This window comes from Novosphingobium ovatum, from assembly GCF_009909235.1.
In the GTDB taxonomy this organism is placed as follows: domain Bacteria; phylum Pseudomonadota; class Alphaproteobacteria; order Sphingomonadales; family Sphingomonadaceae; genus Novosphingobium; species Novosphingobium ovatum.
The window spans coordinates 291,023-306,770 of record NZ_JAAAPO010000004.1 but is presented as its reverse complement, the minus strand read 5'-3'; the positions used below and the strand labels follow the sequence as shown (position 1 = coordinate 306,770).

17 protein-coding genes and 1 tRNA gene are annotated in these 15,748 nt (G+C 62.0%); 9 read left to right on the top strand and 9 right to left on the bottom strand.

The genetic code is table 11. The features are described from left to right. Positions 1–30 precede the first annotated feature (30 nt). From GTZ99_RS11445 to GTZ99_RS11425, 5 genes are all read right to left on the bottom strand, one after another. On the bottom strand, positions 31–2,172 hold the full coding sequence (locus GTZ99_RS11445; protein WP_161718977.1) for a TonB-dependent receptor: 2,142 nt from the start codon (positions 2,170–2,172) through the stop codon (positions 31–33). Positions 2,173–2,264: 92 nt separating this feature from the next. Further along, entirely contained in the window at positions 2,265–2,876 is a 612-nt protein-coding gene (locus GTZ99_RS11440; protein WP_161718975.1) for an SCO family protein, read from the bottom strand. After that, positions 2,863–3,366 carry a copper chaperone PCu(A)C gene (locus GTZ99_RS11435; protein ID WP_161718974.1) on the bottom strand — a complete coding sequence of 168 codons (504 nt, stop codon included), beginning with the start codon at positions 3,364–3,366 and terminating at the stop codon, positions 2,863–2,865. Before GTZ99_RS11435 ends, GTZ99_RS11440 begins: the two co-directional genes overlap by 14 nt. 151 nt (positions 3,367–3,517) lie before the next feature. Next, on the bottom strand, positions 3,518–3,940 hold the full coding sequence (locus tag GTZ99_RS11430) for a DUF2244 domain-containing protein (protein ID WP_227711319.1): 423 nt from the start codon (positions 3,938–3,940) through the stop codon (positions 3,518–3,520). A 185-nt stretch (positions 3,941–4,125) separates the two neighbouring features. After that, positions 4,126–4,479 (bottom strand): DUF2946 family protein, encoded by a 354-nt coding sequence (locus GTZ99_RS11425; protein ID WP_320076678.1) that lies wholly within the window; start codon positions 4,477–4,479, stop codon positions 4,126–4,128. A gap of 294 nt (positions 4,480–4,773) precedes the next feature. Here GTZ99_RS11425 and GTZ99_RS11420 point away from each other — a divergent pair, with 294 nt between their 5' ends. From GTZ99_RS11420 to GTZ99_RS11395, 6 genes are all read left to right on the top strand, one after another. Then, entirely contained in the window at positions 4,774–6,303 is a 1,530-nt protein-coding gene (locus tag GTZ99_RS11420; protein WP_161718968.1) for a TIGR00341 family protein, read from the top strand. Between the two features lie 4 nt (positions 6,304–6,307). Beyond that, a complete protein-coding gene (locus GTZ99_RS11415) occupies positions 6,308–7,486 on the top strand; it encodes a cation:proton antiporter (RefSeq protein WP_161718966.1) in 1,179 nt (392 codons plus the stop codon). A 27-nt stretch (positions 7,487–7,513) separates the two neighbouring features. Further along, the gene (locus GTZ99_RS11410) at positions 7,514–8,788 is read left to right on the top strand and encodes a chloride channel protein (RefSeq protein WP_161718964.1); all 1,275 of its coding nucleotides are present in this window, start codon (positions 7,514–7,516) and stop codon (positions 8,786–8,788) included. A 154-nt stretch (positions 8,789–8,942) separates the two neighbouring features. Continuing rightward, the gene (locus GTZ99_RS11405) at positions 8,943–9,146 is read left to right on the top strand and encodes a Flp family type IVb pilin (RefSeq protein ID WP_227711278.1); all 204 of its coding nucleotides are present in this window, start codon (positions 8,943–8,945) and stop codon (positions 9,144–9,146) included. Between the two features lie 149 nt (positions 9,147–9,295). Further along, positions 9,296–9,856 carry a hypothetical protein gene (locus tag GTZ99_RS11400; protein WP_161718962.1) on the top strand — a complete coding sequence of 187 codons (561 nt, stop codon included), beginning with the start codon at positions 9,296–9,298 and terminating at the stop codon, positions 9,854–9,856. Next, positions 9,856–10,056 (top strand): hypothetical protein, encoded by a 201-nt coding sequence (locus tag GTZ99_RS11395; RefSeq protein WP_161718960.1) that lies wholly within the window; start codon positions 9,856–9,858, stop codon positions 10,054–10,056. The genes GTZ99_RS11400 and GTZ99_RS11395 overlap by 1 nt, the downstream gene beginning before the upstream one ends. A 188-nt stretch (positions 10,057–10,244) precedes the next feature. Here the strand turns inward: GTZ99_RS11395 and GTZ99_RS11390 are convergent, their stop codons facing one another. The 3 genes from GTZ99_RS11390 to GTZ99_RS11380 all read right to left on the bottom strand — a co-directional run bounded on the left by GTZ99_RS11390 (position 10,245) and on the right by GTZ99_RS11380 (position 12,463). Then, the gene (locus GTZ99_RS11390) at positions 10,245–10,535 is read right to left on the bottom strand and encodes a ribbon-helix-helix domain-containing protein (protein WP_161718958.1); all 291 of its coding nucleotides are present in this window, start codon (positions 10,533–10,535) and stop codon (positions 10,245–10,247) included. Positions 10,536–10,539: 4 nt separating this feature from the next. Next, on the bottom strand, positions 10,540–11,187 hold the full coding sequence (gene parA, locus GTZ99_RS11385; RefSeq protein ID WP_161718957.1) for a ParA family partition ATPase: 648 nt from the start codon (positions 11,185–11,187) through the stop codon (positions 10,540–10,542). A gap of 82 nt (positions 11,188–11,269) precedes the next feature. Continuing rightward, the gene (locus tag GTZ99_RS11380) at positions 11,270–12,463 is read right to left on the bottom strand and encodes a helix-turn-helix domain-containing protein (RefSeq protein WP_161718954.1); all 1,194 of its coding nucleotides are present in this window, start codon (positions 12,461–12,463) and stop codon (positions 11,270–11,272) included. Positions 12,464–13,148: 685 nt separating this feature from the next. Here GTZ99_RS11380 and GTZ99_RS11375 point away from each other — a divergent pair. Next, on the top strand, positions 13,149–13,544 hold the full coding sequence (locus GTZ99_RS11375; protein WP_161718953.1) for a group II truncated hemoglobin: 396 nt from the start codon (positions 13,149–13,151) through the stop codon (positions 13,542–13,544). Positions 13,545–13,785: 241 nt separating this feature from the next. Here GTZ99_RS11375 and GTZ99_RS11370 read toward each other — a convergent pair. After that, positions 13,786–13,859, bottom strand: a tRNA-Cys gene (locus GTZ99_RS11370). A 304-nt stretch (positions 13,860–14,163) separates the two neighbouring features. Here GTZ99_RS11370 and GTZ99_RS11365 point away from each other — a divergent pair. Next, positions 14,164–15,276 carry an S-(hydroxymethyl)glutathione dehydrogenase/class III alcohol dehydrogenase gene (locus tag GTZ99_RS11365; RefSeq protein ID WP_161718951.1) on the top strand — a complete coding sequence of 371 codons (1,113 nt, stop codon included), beginning with the start codon at positions 14,164–14,166 and terminating at the stop codon, positions 15,274–15,276. Positions 15,277–15,362: 86 nt separating this feature from the next. Further along, the gene (locus tag GTZ99_RS11360; RefSeq protein WP_161718949.1) at positions 15,363–15,737 is read left to right on the top strand and encodes a VOC family protein; all 375 of its coding nucleotides are present in this window, start codon (positions 15,363–15,365) and stop codon (positions 15,735–15,737) included. Positions 15,738–15,748: the final 11 nt, after the last annotated feature.

The window sequence follows — 15,748 nt, the reverse complement described above, 5'->3', positions numbered from 1 at the left end:
TGGGGCAAGGAACCCTTGGCCCGCCATCACTCAAAACCGCGCCGACAGCCCGACATTGATCGAGCGCCCACGCCCCGGTACTGGGCGGAGCAGCGTGCTGCCGCTGGCCTTGTAATCCCCCAGAGACATGCCCCCCAGCGGCAAGGCATAGGCCTTGTCCAGCAGGTTGGTGACATCAAGGCTCAGGCGATAGGCTTTCCAGTTGTAGGCTCCGCGCAGGTTAACCAGAGCATAGGCGCTGGTAACTGGCTCCTTTCGGGCCGGATCGACGCGGATCTTGGCCGAGACCGCCTCCATCTCCGCGCCAGCCTCAAACCCGCCCAGCGTATGGGCCAGGCCCAGCTTCGTATCCAGCGGCATCTGGTGATAGAGCGGGGTATTCGCGGTCAAATTCTGTCCATGCAGCCAGGCCAGCGAAGCGGTCACCCGCGTCGTGCCCCAGCGACCGCCATTCCACACCGGAGCGGCGCCGGAAAGGTCGATGCCATAGAATTGCGCCTGCACATTGGCGAATTGCAACTGGTTGAACCCCGTGGGCATGCCCATCATGTTGGTCTGCGCCTTCAGCACACGCGCGTCGATATAATCATCCACATGGGTGTAATAAGGCGCGGCCTTGAGGAACCAGCCCCCCTTGCCGCCGCCACTGGCAGTGATGGCAAGGCTGACCGTATCAGCCCGCTCGGGCCGCAAATCCACGTTGCCCACATAGCCATTACCATCGCCATACCAGCCAATCATGCTGGTCGACATGGTGCCCCTTCCCCAACTGTAACGCTCATAGAGGTTGGGCGAACGCACCTTGTGGGCATAGCCCAGTTCAGCCGCCACGCCCGGCACCGGCGTCCAGGTGGCCAGCACAGATGCGCTCCAATTGCTGTCGGCACGGCGATGGGGGATGGCGTTATAGGCCATGGCGGCCATGGCATCGGCCATGTTCATCATGCCGGTGCCATAGGGCTGCGCCTGCCCGGCATTGGTGATCACACGGTCAAAGCGCGCGCCTGCCAGGGTGGTAAAATTCTCCGCCCAGCGCGATTCCACCTCGGCAAACCAACCCAGGCGGTCGCGGCGCCCATCGGCGATGTTGAGATAGGTGTTCGGCCCCATCATCATGCTGCCAGCCACCGGAGGCCACCAATCGTTCAGGCTCTGCGCGTGATAGTCGCTGCCCAGATGCAGCGCATGGACCTTGGCGACCGGAAGATCGAGCCGGAGGGTATAGCCGGCCGAACGCACCTTGGTGTTCATCGGCATGCCACCGCTGGCCGTGCCGCCCTTGTCAGCCAGAAAGTTCATCTCATGGTCGACGGCCTGATAATTCGCCTTCACATCAAGGGTGCCCCAATCGAGCTCATCATGCCAATGGCCGTTGATGAACCAGTCCTTGTTGCTGGTCATATCCATATATTGATTGGGAAAGCCTTCGTAGGGGGCGTAATGATACCCACCCTTCAGCTCGATCAAGCCGATGTTTCCCTGATAGGCCAGCGCCAGCGTGTGATCAGTTTTGCGATATTCAGTGGAGCGCACCAAGCCCAGATTGCCGCCCCCCGAATAGCGCCCTGCCGAGGCAAAGGAGCCGCTATAGGTCGCGCTGAGAGACGCGCTGGACACGGTCAAGCTGGCCGCCACGCCTGCCGCGCCATCATTGCTGCGGTAATAGGTGGAGACTTCGCCAGTGGTAAGAAGCTTCCCTGCACGGGCAAAGCGCGGGGGCTGGCTGGTCACGGCGATGACTGCGCCAATGCTGTCACCTCCCATGCTGACGGGCGATACGCCGGTGATCACCGCAATGGCATCCACCGTCTGCGGATCGGTATAGGACAGCGGCGTGTTCATGTCATTCGGACATGCCGAATCCACCGGATGACCGTCCACGGTGATGGCCAGCCTTTGTTCGGAAAGCCCGCGCACAGAGAGCATGCTGGAAATGCCGCCCCCTGTGTTTAATGACACACTGGGTACTTGTGTGAGCAGGTCGGCCGTATCACTGGTATTGGCTTGTCGCGCGCGTATCGCCGCGCGCTCGACAAGCTGGGTGGCTTGTGACGGGTTGGAAGCGCCGGCGCCATTCACGTCAACATCGGGCAGAGCGGTAGTAGCCTGCTGGGCAAAAACGGGGGTAGATACGCCAGCCAGCAAAAGGGCGGCAAAACGGGAAATCATCATGGCTGTTCTTTCAAATGGGGTAAAAATCAGTTTTTGGCCAAAGCCTTCAATTGGATGATGAGAGCGAGATAAAGCCCCCTGTTGTTCGGTTCTCAGCCGACAAGCTGCTTGAGCTTGGCGAGGGCGGCATCGTCGCTCTCGTCGTGGCCAATCATGTTTTGAAAGCCGCCCCTGGCATCCATCAGATAGATCGCGGCGGTGTGGTCGATGGTGTAGTCGCCGCCCGGTTGCGGCACTTTGGCGACATAGACGCCATAGGACTTCTCGATGGCGGCCAGTTGCGCCTCGCTGCCGGTCAGCCCGATGATGGGCGTGCCGAACAGTGTGACATATTGGCCGATGTCCTTGGGCTTATCGTGCCCCGGATCGACCGAGACGAAGAGCATGGCGAATTTCTCGCCATCCTTACCCATCCGGGCGCGCAACCGCGCCATCTTGGCCAGACTGGTCGGGCAGACATCGGGGCAGCGGGTGAAGCCGAAGTAGATGGCGTAAGGCTTGCCACCCACATTGGCCAAGGTGAAAGGTTTGCCATCGCTGGCAACCAACGTGAATGGGCCGCCGGGGCCGTCACTCTGGGCATTAGCTTGCGGCTTGACCTCGCTGCCCAGATAGGCGGCAAGGCCAAGCCCGAAGGCCAACGCGGCAAGCAGCAATCCGCCCCAGATGAAGGCGCCGCGCGAGGGCGGCTTAGTGGTGGTCATGGCCGCCGCCCATATTCTGTCCAATGTCGGCGATGGCGTGCACCGGCATCGCCACTTTCACCAAGCCAGCCTTCTCAAAGCGGAGCGTGAGCGCCACGCTCTGGCCGGGCTTGAGCGGGGCCTTCAGGCCGATGAACATGATGTGCATCCCGCCCGGCTTCAGTTCGACCACGGATTGCGCGGGCACGGGAATGCCATCAGGCAATTCGCGCATCCGCATCACGCCGCCATCCATGCTCATCGTATGGAGCTGGACGGTGGGCGCCACGGGTGACGAGGCCGAGACGAGACGGTCGGCCACCTTGCCCTTGTTGGTGAAGGTCAGGAACCCGCCGCCATTGACCTGCGCCGGGGCGGTTTCGCGGGCCCAGGCGTTGGTGATGGCGATGGTCTGACGGGCGGCGGTATGGTGGCCAGCATGGGCGAAAGCGGGCGATGCCGCGCCGGTCAGCGTGGCGAGCATAAGGGTGGCGGCGAGGCGCATGATCATCGGACTGTCTCCTGAATGGGCGCCGCCATGGCAGCACCGGATGGGGTGGTGGGATCCAGCGCTGCGCCAGCGATCTGGCCAACGAGGCCAAGCGCGACCAGGACCCATGCTCGGCGCCGAATGGCGCGCAGGTGGCTGATGTGGGCGGGCATCAGCGTCGCCCCTGTGCCAAGGCGGCAGCGATGACCGGGACCAAAGCCTGACGCTCCTCCAGTCCGAGGCAGCGGCCGATCTCGACGCTGGCATTGGGGCTGCGCAGGATCAGGCGCAGCGAGGATGGGGTGGGCGCCTGCGCGTCCAGCTTGGCAAACAGGCAGGGCATGTGGGAGGCTTGTCCCCGCGCATCGCGGTGGCGGATCGTGCCATGGGCGATTTCCAGAACTTCGCCATCGGGTTTGCTGCGCGCATGCTGCTCCAGAGCAAACACCAAGCCGCCTATCGCCATCAGGCAGAACACCGGCACCAGCCAATGGCCCGACAGCACGGGCAGGATCGACAGCGCCATCATCGCCGCGCCCAGCACGGCAAAACTCTGGCGGGCGGGCTCGCTCAAATGCGAGCGGTTCTCGCGCATATGCAGGACAAGGCCTGCGTGACCCCCTTGCGGCACATCGCTGCGCGCGCTCAGGGCAAAGGGCCGCTCAGCCGAGCGGCACAATATCTCATACATGAAAGGCTACTCCGGCAGGGCCGGGGCGTCAGCTTTGTGGGAAGGAGGGCCAACGCACCGGCCTATCCGACAGAAAAGGGAAGGTTCTGTCAGGCCAGCGCAGGCGGTCCGCGCAGGGGCGGAAAGAGGTAATGGGCGCGCTTTACGCCTACGGGAAGGAGCGGCGCAAAGCCAAGCGTCAGAATGAACAGCAGCGCGAGGGCAAGCTGGATTGGGTCAGCCCCGCCCAGCACACCATGGGTCAGCGCGGTAAAGGCGCAAGGGGCGTCGGCCTTAGCCTTACCGTGATCCTTGGTCCCGACATCGATCTGCTTGGTAATCTGGTGGCCGAGTGAGTCGGCGCAGATCTGCACGGTGATGGTTTTAGATTCCCCACCCAGCATATAACCGGCAGGAATCAGCGCTTTCATGCACAAAGCCAACGCGACCAGCAATGCGGTCACGCGGCGATGGGACAGGAAAAAGGCGCGGAATGATTGCATGATCAACGAAGCGCTTAATGCCTTTGCTAAGGCGTGTCACCGGCCTGGATCAAATTTGGACAATTTGCCTATGACAGAAAACGGCGTGTGGCTGGGAAAGTCAATTTGTTGGCTACTTAGCCAACCCGATTGAGGTTGTGTCATCCAAAAACAGCTGCAATACGGAATGTGGGTGCATCATTCCAACGTGAATGAGCAGGTTTGGTACATCGGTCGGGCCGCCGGTGAGAATACTCGACCTGGAGAATTGTGCCTATGGCTCCCCCCCATGGCCTGATCCGCTGGTGGCGTGCCCACGTGAATGCGGAAATCGATCATCCCGTTGTTGTGCGCCGCATTTTTGATGAAAGTGGATGGAGCCCGCGCTTCATCTTCATGGTTGTCATGTCGGCGGGCATTGCAGAACTCGGCTTGCTGCAGTCATCTCCGGCGGTGGTCATCGGGGCCATGCTTATCTCGCCGTTGATGGGCCCGATCATGGGGCTGGGTTTTGGCCTGGCGCTGTTTGATTTTGCCAGACTGCGCCGCTCCATGGCAGCACTGGCGCTGGCCGTGCCATTGGCCGTAGCTTTCACCGCGTTGATCGTGCTGTGCTCTCCTCTGCAATCGGCGACGCCGGAAATTCTGGCGCGCACGCAGCCCAATCTGTTTGACCTCGTTGTCGCGCTGTTTTCCGCGCTGGCGGGCAGTTTTGCGCTGATCCGCGGCAAGGGCGAGACCATTGTGGGCGTTGCCATCGCCACCGCTCTCATGCCGCCATTGGCGACCGTGGGCTTTGGGCTGGCCACCGGCAATAGCGCGATTGCATGGGGCGCGTTGGCCCTGTTCGCAACCAACTTTGTTACGATTGCCCTGTCGGCCACGATCATGGCGCGGCTCTATGGCTTTGGCCATTACCTCTCCACGCATCAAACGTGGCTACAAACCGGACTGTTATTGGGTGCCTTTGTGGCAATGGCGGTGCCTCTCGGCCTCTCGTTGGAACATATCGCCAGTCAAGCGGTCATCACCAACCAGATCCGCGCAGCCCTTGCTGAAGCGTCGGGGCGCGAAGCTCGCATCACGCAGCTTGATATTGATTTTCAGGCTGTACCGATCGCGGTGCGTACCGTGATCATTACGCCGCGTCAAAAGGCAGTTTCAACGTCCCAGCTTGCCAATGCCATCAAGGCACGCATTGGTCAGGCGGTAGCGCTTCAGGCCGATCAAGTCTTGCGTGCACCGTCGTCAAACGGGCTGGATGACGCCAAAGCTGCACTTGCCCGTGCACAGGACCTGCAGATGGAGGAGCGCCAGACCGAGCATATCCGGATTATGCTGGCCATTGCCGCAGGAATAGCGCCTGATGATGTCTTGATCGACCGCGAAGCCCGTCGAGCGCAGGTGGCAGCCGTGCTCTTGCCGGGTGCTGATCTTGCTACCTATCACGCATTGGAGCAGCGCATCGCCGCCGTCGCCGATGGCTGGACCATCACATTAACACCGTCTGCCGGATTGAACCTGTTGCCCGTTCCTTTGACGGGCAATGGACAGCTGTCTTCCGCAGCCATGGCCTCCGTGGAGACCAACATCTGGGCTGCCAAACGCTGGAATTGGGCCGCATTGGGCATACCGGGCTGGCTTGCCGCCATGCCTGCGCATCCTTCAGCGCTCCAGACCGAAGCCAAGGCGATTGGTGAAATTGCATCCGATGCTGATATCACACCGGTTGCGGGCGGCACGTATCATGCGGGCCTTCTGCAACTTGCCCCGATCAAACCCAGCACTGCGGCGAAGGGAACCTAACGCCATGCATGGAATGGACAGTCTGACCCTTGGCCTTCTGCTGTTGATCGCCTGTCTGGTGGCCATCATCTGCCGCCGCTTTGGCCAACCCTATGCGATTGGCCTTGTCGTGGCGGGCATTGGACTGAGCGTATCAGGCTACAAGAGCGGCATTGCGCTGACGCCTGAGTTGGTGTTCAGCGTGCTGCTGCCCCCGCTGGTGTTTGAAGCGGCGCTACATCTGGGCTGGAAGCAGTTCCGCCGCGAGGGCGCATTGGTGCTCAGCCTGGCCTTTGGCGGTACATTGCTGTCCGCCGGTGTGGTGGCTGCTGGCATGCACTGGCTGGCAGCCTGGGGTTGGCCCGCTTCTTTGCTGTTTGGCAGCTTGATTGCCGCAACCGACCCGGTCTCGGTGATTGCCATGATGAAAGAGCAAAAGGCCGACAAGCGGCTGCGCTTTCTCATGGAGGCGGAGAGCCTGATCAATGATGGCGCGGCAGCAGTGCTGTTTGCGTTGGTGGCGGCTTGGATTGCGGGGACGGCAACCGGGCCGGGCGGCATTGCGATGACCTTGGTCACCACGGTGGGCGGAGGCGTTTTGCTGGGACTGACCGTGGCGGCGGGGCTGATGTTGATCGCTGGGCGATCCGAGGATCATCTGGTCGAGATCACGCTCACGATGTTGGCGGCCTATGGCTCCTTTCTGCTGGCAGAGGAACTGCATGTGTCCGGCGTTCTGGCGACTTTGTCGGCGGGCATGTTAGTGGGCAATTGGGGTAAGGGGCGCAGTTTGAGCGAAGCAGGGGGCGAGGCGGTCATCCAGTTTTGGGATTTCGCGGCCTTTCTCGCCAATTCGGTGGTCTTCCTGCTGATCGGCAGCCGTGAGGCAACCCAGCCCATCGCCAGTTTCTGGGTGCCCGCGCTGATTGGCACGGTGGCGGTGTTGGCTGGCCGCGCTGTGGCGATTTATCCGATTACGCCCTTGTTCCGCAAAACCGCCATGGCCACGGATATGCTTACCCGCCATATCCTGTTCTGGGGTGGCCTGCGGGGGGCTTTGGCGCTGGCTTTGGCTCTGGGCGCGCCGCGCAGCCTGCCTGAACATGATGCGCTCGTCAGCGTTGCCTTTGCCGTGGTGGCTTTCTCGATCTTTGTGCAGGGGCTGACGGTGCCGATGCTGCTGCGCAAAGCGGGTGGTCGCTAAGGAAGGATCATGCTTTAAGCAGCCCCCATGAGCATTTTGGCCAGCCTCATTCCCCCGCGATATCGTTTCAATCGCAATGACTTGTTGCTGCGTGCGGCAGCGGTCATCGGCGCGGTGTTACTCGGCTTGGCGGCGATCATTTTTGCCAAGGCGGGCGAATGGGCACAGCTGGCCTTTGTTCGGATCTATGCCGAGCATCCCTTATGGGCAGCAATGGCCACGCCATTCGTGTTTGTCACTGTGGTTGGCCTTACCCGCCGGTGGTTTCCAGCGGCGCGCGGTTCAGGAATTCCGCAAGTGATGGCAGCTGGGCACAATCCCAATGCCAGCGCCGATGGCCCGCTGATCTCGCTGCGTACAGCGGGGGCGAAATTCGTGGGCACGCTGTTGATGCTGCTGGGCGGCGGCGCAGTGGGACGCGAAGGGCCAACGGTTCAGATCAGCGCGGCGCTGATGGTGGCGGTGCATCGTTGGTTGCGGGTGCCGGTCAATGCGGGTGTGATCATCGCAGGCGGCGCGGCGGGGGTGGCGGCCGCCTTCAACACGCCATTGGCTGGCGTTGCCTTTGCGATCGAGGAACTGGCTGCAGCCTTCGAGCAAAAGGTTGCGGTGCTGGTGATGGCCGCGGTGATGATCTCTGGCCTCGTCAGCCTCGGCCTTGCGGGTGACTACGTTTATTTCGGCACTATGACGCGTCATCTGGCCATCAGGGACATTGCCATCATGGCGCCCGTTATGGGCATCTTGGGCGGGGTCGCTGGCGGTATCTTCTCACGGTTGCTGATCGCAATGTCTGCATCGAAGCGGCTCCCCTTTGCCTTGGCCAGGGCACATCCGGCCGCGTGGGCCTTTGCTTGTGGTCTGGTGGTGGCTGGTGTCGGCTTGCTCAGTGGCGGCTTGAGCTGGGGCACGGGCTATGAAACCACGCGGCATTTGCTGGGAGGTGGGCAGGCGCCACTTTCGTTCGGCCCGGCAAAATTCATCGCCACGCTGGCAACCGCGCTCAGCGGTGCACCAGGCGGTATCTTCGCGCCTTCGCTCTCGGTAGGGGCGGGGCTGGGCCAATTGGCATCGTGCCTGTTCAGTTCCGAGCCGTCGGGCGCTTTAGTGCTGTTGGGTGTTGCTGGCTACTTCACGGGCGTGGTGCGCGCGCCTTTGACGGCGGTGATTATCGTGATGGAAATGACGGCCGACAGGGCCATGATCCTGCCGCTGTTCATCACCGCGCTGATCGCCGATTGGGTTAGCAGCAAAGTATGCCCCCCCAAGCTCTACCACGCCCTGTCGCAGCAGTTTCGGTAATCTTGCCCAGTGAAGCGCATTGCCACGTTTTCCTGTGGTTTTGGGTGGAAGCAGCGTCTTTATGACCTTTAGATACTCCTGTTAATTCGATGTCAGGCATTCATTGGCACTAACGCACGGCATTCGCTTGGGGAAGCGAAGAGCCAACGGATACATGGCAATGACATTCAATACATCGATTTCCAGGTTGAAAGCCCTGATGTGTGATGAGAACGGGGCAACTGCGATCGAATATGGCTTGATTGCCGCGCTGATCGCGGTCGCTTCCATCACGGCAATGAAGGGGCTTGGCAACCAGCTCAAGACCACCTTCAACACCACATCTAGCCAAATGAGCGCAGCCAACGCAGCCGCTTGATCGTAGGGCAGGGTGCGATCCCGTCTCCGTGCTCTGCCCAAACTGAGCCAATCTACCTTCCGGAGGGCAAAAACTGGATTGTCGCTCAAAGGTTAAGTTACGACAGGACTGCTCTGGCTATCATATGCCCCATGCGATAGATTGCCTAAATGGCCATACCAGACACCTACCTCGCCCTGCTCGAAGTCTTGGCCAGTGCTTTTCAGTGGTACGAGGCAACCACAGGGCATAGCCCGGTTTTGGTCGGCGGCGGCGCGGTGGCAGTGCAGACCCAAGGGGCCTTCATGTCGGGCGATCTGGATCTTTACGCGCCAAGCGATGCGGCCTTGGAAGCGGCGTTGCTCCAATCGGGGTTTGTCCGCGAGGAGAGGTTGGGGCGCTTGGCTGGTGGGTTCTATCACCCAGACTATCCTGAATATGGGGTCGAGGCGATATCAGGGCAGTTGTTTGATGGCCGTGCTGATAGAACGCGCCTCATCCGCGTGTTGTTTCAGGATGCCAAGGGCATTGTCATTCCTTCTTTCGAGGACATGATTGCGGACCGGCTTGGGCAATATGCGGCATCCAACCAACGCGATCACAGCAGGCTGGCGCAGGCCCAGTTGCTGTTCCGACTGGCCGATGATCTCGATCTGGGCTATTTGCAGTCGCGCGTCGGTGACGAAGGCGGAGATTTCGGCCTGCTGGACGGAAGGGATGGCGCGGACTGATGAAGACAATCGCTTTCACCGCCCTGCGCGAATCTGTCGAACGCAAGAAGGCGGCTATCGGCTGGATCGATGACGAGGCCAGCACTGATGACCTGCGCAACTCGGGCAAGACACGCACGCCAGCCAAGCGCGAGATGCTGGCGAGGATTGAGAACAGAGCCATGGCTGCTGGCCGCCCACATTTGAAGTCCAATTATTGAGTTCGTGGTGGAATGTCTGAATCCGCTTCGCCGGTTATGCATCAAGCCGATCTTGCAAGCCTGCTGCGGGAGCGCATAGCGGCAGGTCTAGCTGGTGACCTGAGTTCTAAAAGCCTTGCCGTCATCGTGGAAGAGGAGATGCCTTCCCCTATTCCTGACGATGGATGCCCCAGGCAGGTGTAGCCGCATCACTCCCCCACCGGGCTTTGCCCATATTTGCGCAGAACATCATCGAAAGCCTCGGTCATCAGTTCCTGAAGGCTGAGGCCATGCCTGCGAGCGCAGACATGCATGGCGAGGGACATCTCGGGCGAGAAGTAGGCGGCGATGGCCTTACGCCCAGCACGGCTGTTCGATCTGGGGCGGACGCCGAGCGATGCTGTCGCGTTGGCGCCTTGTTCTAGGCCTGGCGCGGCAGGCTGGGGTTGCGGTTTGGGGCTGGCCTTGGGCTTGTCGGCCAGGTTGGCGAAGCGGCTCATCAGCTCACACTCCTTCATGTGCGGTTGTGGACGTGTTCACAATTGCGATGATCCACGAGTGAAGCGCCGTGATCTCGGCGGCAGCCTTGCCGTCGGGCTCGAACTCGATAACCGAAGCGCCCGCAGCGCTGGCGTGGCGATAGACTGCGCGATCGGGCAGGTAATGCGGGCAAGCCTCGATCCCGAATCCCTGGACCAGTTCGATGACCTCCTCATACATGCGCGGTGCATGGGGCGGGCCGGCAGTGAACACCACATAGGCTGGCTTGTCGAACAGACGCACGAGGCTGACCGTGGTCTGGATGGCCGCCAAATCAAAGGCACTCGGGCGGCAAGGGATCAGGACCAGATCAGCCACCTCCACCGCTCTGCTGGCTGCGCTATCGGCATGGGGCGGCGTGTCGATCACGATAAAGGTCGCGCCTTGGCGCTGGGCGGCCTCGACCTTAGCCTGGATACGTGGCGGGGCGCTGTCGATAACCTCCGGCGCCTTGTCGGCTCGCCATGCGCCCCATTGGCTCGCCGTTGCCTGGGGATCGGTGTCGATGATGAGCGCGATGGCACCAGCGGCTTCAGCAGCGGCGGCGAGGTTTACCGACAGGGTGGTTTTGCCCGAGCCGCCCTTCTGGCTGGCGATAGCTATGATGGTCATGACGATTTCCTAGCCCGTTCACATGTGGGCGTGTGGGCTTGTGAGTGTGTGGACGTTTGGACAGGTGAAATGCTGAGCAGCTTCACCCGTCAGGCGCGACGCGACGCTCCATACTGGCCATCAGCCTTGCGGTCAGATTGGCCAGTGGGCCAACTTGCGGCTCGATGGGGGGCTCAAGCGGCGCAGCTTGTGGAGGCACCTCCTGAACGTTGCGCTCGGTGGCCCGGAACAGTCCTGCGAAGTTCACGCCTGCCGAGCCCGCCCGCCGCACCATACCCGCCAGGCACCTTGCTGGTGAGGCCACGCGATAGCGGTGGCCCAGCGGCAGTTCGGCATTCCTGTCTATCAGCAGCACGCTGAGCGCTGCTCGTTCCCGCCCGAACTGCCGGCAAGCTTTGCCCCAAGTGCTCTGGGCGATGCCAAGGCGACCGCAACTGCGCCACGATGCCTCGACAAGATTGGGCCAGCTCGGCCCACCCAGCGCCTCGACGATGCCGCGATAGCTCTCGGTGGCCACCACCAGCGCGGTCGCGGGGCGGATGCGATCGAGCGGATCGCGCGCTGGTGGAGTACGCCTTCGTGATGAGTTTTTGTCCTGTATATTGGGTGCGCAGTTTTCTTCCGGCGCGTCGGAAGTTTTCAGTGCACGAGGATCGGGATCGGGTGCGGACTCGATGGCGGCGAGCATGGCGGACAAGGCCTCGCGAATGGCGATCAGGCGGTCGATATTGGTGATCCGCGCCGTGCGGCCATCAGGCAGGATGGTCTCGGCCCGCTCGCGCAGATCATCATCGCCAGCCTCGCGGATGCGCTGGCCCAACTGGCGGATCTCTGCGCGGCATTGCTGGATGGCGCGAGCCTGCAATTCCAGCGCCTCGGCCTTGGCTTGCATCTCGCCAAAGCGCTCGACCAGTGGGGCGAGGTTGATGCCTGCCGCCCAGATCACGACCCCGTCCTGCCGGTCGCCTGCGCGCTCGCCGTTGATACCGGCATTGCGGATGATGAAGCCGGCTTGCTCCAGTTCCCGCTCGGCCGAATTGATCGAACGCGGCGTCAGGCCCAAAGCTTCGGCGAAGCGACAAGCCTGCGTCCATACCGCGCAGATCCGGCCCGACACATAGTCGCCATCCATGGTCTTGAGGACGTAGTGCCGGACCAACGCCACGGCCGTGGATGACAGGCCAAAACCGGGACGCGCCACCTGCTCAAACAGACGCAGCAGGTCGAAACGGCCAACACCCGAAGGCAGGCCCCTATGGGCAAGGGTGGTGCTCATGTTGCCCCTCCCCTCGATGCAAATCTTGCCCCTGCGCGCGAGGCAAGATAATCAGCAGCCTTAGCTTTGCAGCTATGCGTTGGGCCGAAGGCAAGGGTGGCAGACCTTCCAACGGTTCACTCACTGTCGTCATGGCGTGTCTTGCGCGTTTGGCGTCAAAACAACGGTTTTCAGCATGGCCCAAGGGGCCAAAGGAGGTGTGCCGACTTTTGTGACGGAAGGTGTTGCGCTTCGATGCGCGTCTTGCGCGTTCTGCGCAGACCCTAACGCCATAAAAACAGGCGATATTTCCGGAAATAGCCGCTTTCCGCGCGTTCGGGTCGTGAATTGCTAAACCGTCGTACTGGTAAATCTGGTACCGAGGGTTCGAATCCCTCCGTCTCCGCCATCATCCCATGAAAAATCAGCGTTTTTCGCATACCCCGCCGCAAGGCCGGGTGGGTTTGGCATGCGCCCATTGGGTTTATGCCAGCGCTATGCTAGCTACAGCGCGAGAGCCTGCTGCCAATCTGCGCGCCTTGGGCCGCTCATCACGCACCGGGTAACAGTCGCCGCTGATGCAACGCATGTCGCCTCAGCCTTCTTCCGCTGCGGTTCCGACGCTGATGCTGTTACAGGGCGGGCGGCAAATCAAACGTCAGGCCGGCGCGATGGACGCCCGCCGCATTATCGAATGGGCCCGCGCATGACCGATACCACCCCCTATGCCACGCTGGGCGGGGAGCCTTTTGTCCGGGCGCTGGTAGCGCGGTTCTATGCGCTGATGGACAGCCTGCCACAGGCCGCCGCCTGCCGCGCGGTGCATCCGCCATCGCTGGACCGCGCGCAGGAAAAGCTGTTCGAATATCTGACCGGATGGCTGGGCGGGCCACCGCTTTATACTGACAAATATGGCCACCCGCGCCTGCGGATGCGCCATTTCGTCGCCCCAATCGGGCCAGCCGAAATCAATGGCTGGCTGATCTGTTTCCGGCAGGCATGGGGGGAACTGGTGCCGCCCTCACCCATGGCCGACGAGATCCTGACCCGCGTCGAGGCGTTGGGCTGGCACATGGCCAATCAGCCCGAAACGCCCGCCTGACCGCGCCTTCCGCCTTGGTTGCGCAAATCGCCAGCGGTTGGGCGCTGGGCGGCAGCCTGAACAACCCGCTGCTGACCGAAGGGAGGCAAACGCCCGACCCCATGGCGCCGCTGGGCCGAGGGCTGCAACAAGGCGCAAAGCCATCTGTTCGGCCGCCCCAACAGCCTGACGCCGGAGGCCGATCACGCCGCCGGCGGCCCGCCGCCAAGCGCGGCAAGATCGCGATATGCAGGGAAAAGGATGGAGGCCCGAGCCGGAATCGAACCGGCGTATACGGATTTGCAGTCCGCTGCGTCACCACTCCGCCATCGGGCCATCCTGCGGTGAGGGGCTGCCACTAGACGAGCGCGCGGCCCATGGCAACTTGGTTTTTTGCCTGAGATGCCGATTTGTCATCCCGGCTCTGACACGCGGGCGCGCCGGGCGCGTCGCGCCCGCAGGCAATGATAACAATCGTTATACGCGCCGGATCGCCCTTGCGCCCCATTGACGCTTTTGCATGATGGCTTATCGACATCTGTCGTTGACCTGCGCCATGGGTTGTTTGTAAGTGAGGCAAACAAAATGGCCGTAGCGTCGGTAGCACGCCGTCACGTACCAATCAGGAGAGGTGAACCCCATGAAGACCCGCGCCGCAGTGGCGTTTGCGCCCAAGCAACCGCTGGAAATCGTTGAAGTCGATCTGGAAGGTCCCAAGGCGGGCGAAGTTCTGGTCGAGATCATGGCAACCGGCGTGTGCCACACCGACGCCTACACGCTGGACGGCTTCGATTCGGAAGGCATCTTTCCCAGCATTCTGGGCCACGAAGGCGCGGGCATCGTGCGCGAAGTGGGCGCGGGCGTCACCAGCGTGGTGCCGGGCGACCATGTGATCCCGCTTTACACCCCCGAATGCCGCCAGTGCAAATCGTGCCTGTCGGGCAAGACCAACCTGTGCACCGCGATCCGCGCCACGCAGGGCAAGGGGCTGATGCCCGATGGCACCACCCGCTTCAGCTACAAGGGTGAGCCGATCTTCCATTACATGGGCTGCTCGACCTTCAGCAATTTCACCGTGCTGCCCGAAATCGCCTTGGCCAAAATCCGCAAGGACGCGCCGTTCCAGTCGGCCTGCTATATCGGCTGCGGCGTGACGACCGGCGTGGGCGCGGTGGTCAACACGGCAAAGGTGCAGGTGGGTGACAATGTGGTCATCTTTGGTCTGGGCGGCATTGGCCTGAACGTCATCCAGGGCGCGCGTCTGGCCGGCGCGAACAAGATCATCGGCGTCGACATCAACCCCGACCGCGAGGAATGGGGCCGCAAGTTCGGCATGACCGACTTCCTGAACACCAAGGGGATGAGCCGCGAGGACACCATCGCCAAGATCCTGCTGATGACCGATGGCGGCGCGGATTACACCTTTGACGCGACCGGCAACACCGAAGTGATGCGCACCGCGCTGGAATGCTGCCACCGTGGGTGGGGCACCAGCATCATCATCGGCGTGGCCGAGGCGGGCAAGGAAATCGCCACCCGTCCGTTCCAGCTGGTGACGGGCCGCAACTGGCGCGGCACCGCCTTTGGCGGGGCCAAGGGCCGCACCGACGTGCCCAAGATCGTCGACTGGTACATGGAGGGCAAGATCTCGATCGATCCGATGATCACCCATGTCATGGGTCTGGAAGACATCAACAAGGCGTTTGACCTGATGCACGCGGGCGAATCGATCCGCAGCGTCATCGTGTTCTGAACCCCATACCGGCAGGGCGTCAGGCCAACAGGCCGCGCCCTGCCCCATATCTGACTGACGGGCCACCGCCCCAACGGGAGAGAGACATGTTTACCCATACCTATCTGGGCACCAACGACGTTGAAAAGTCGCGCGCGTTCTACACCCCGGTGATGGCCGCGCTGGGCCATGCCGCCGTGCCGCTGCCGCATGGCACGCTGTTCCCGTCGGAAACGGGCGCGCTGATCGTGGGCAAGCCTGCCAATGGCGAGGCACACACGGTCTCAAACGGCCACACGCTGGGCTTTGTCGCCAAGGATTACGCCATGGTCGATGCCTTCCATGCCGCGGGTCTGGCCAATGGCGGTACGTGCGAAGGCGCGCCGGGCAACCGCCCCAACTCGCCCGGCAATCAGTATGGCGCCTATCTGCGCGATCCGGACGGCAACAAGATCTGCGCCTTTGCGCCGAACGCCGGCTAAGACGAAAGTCC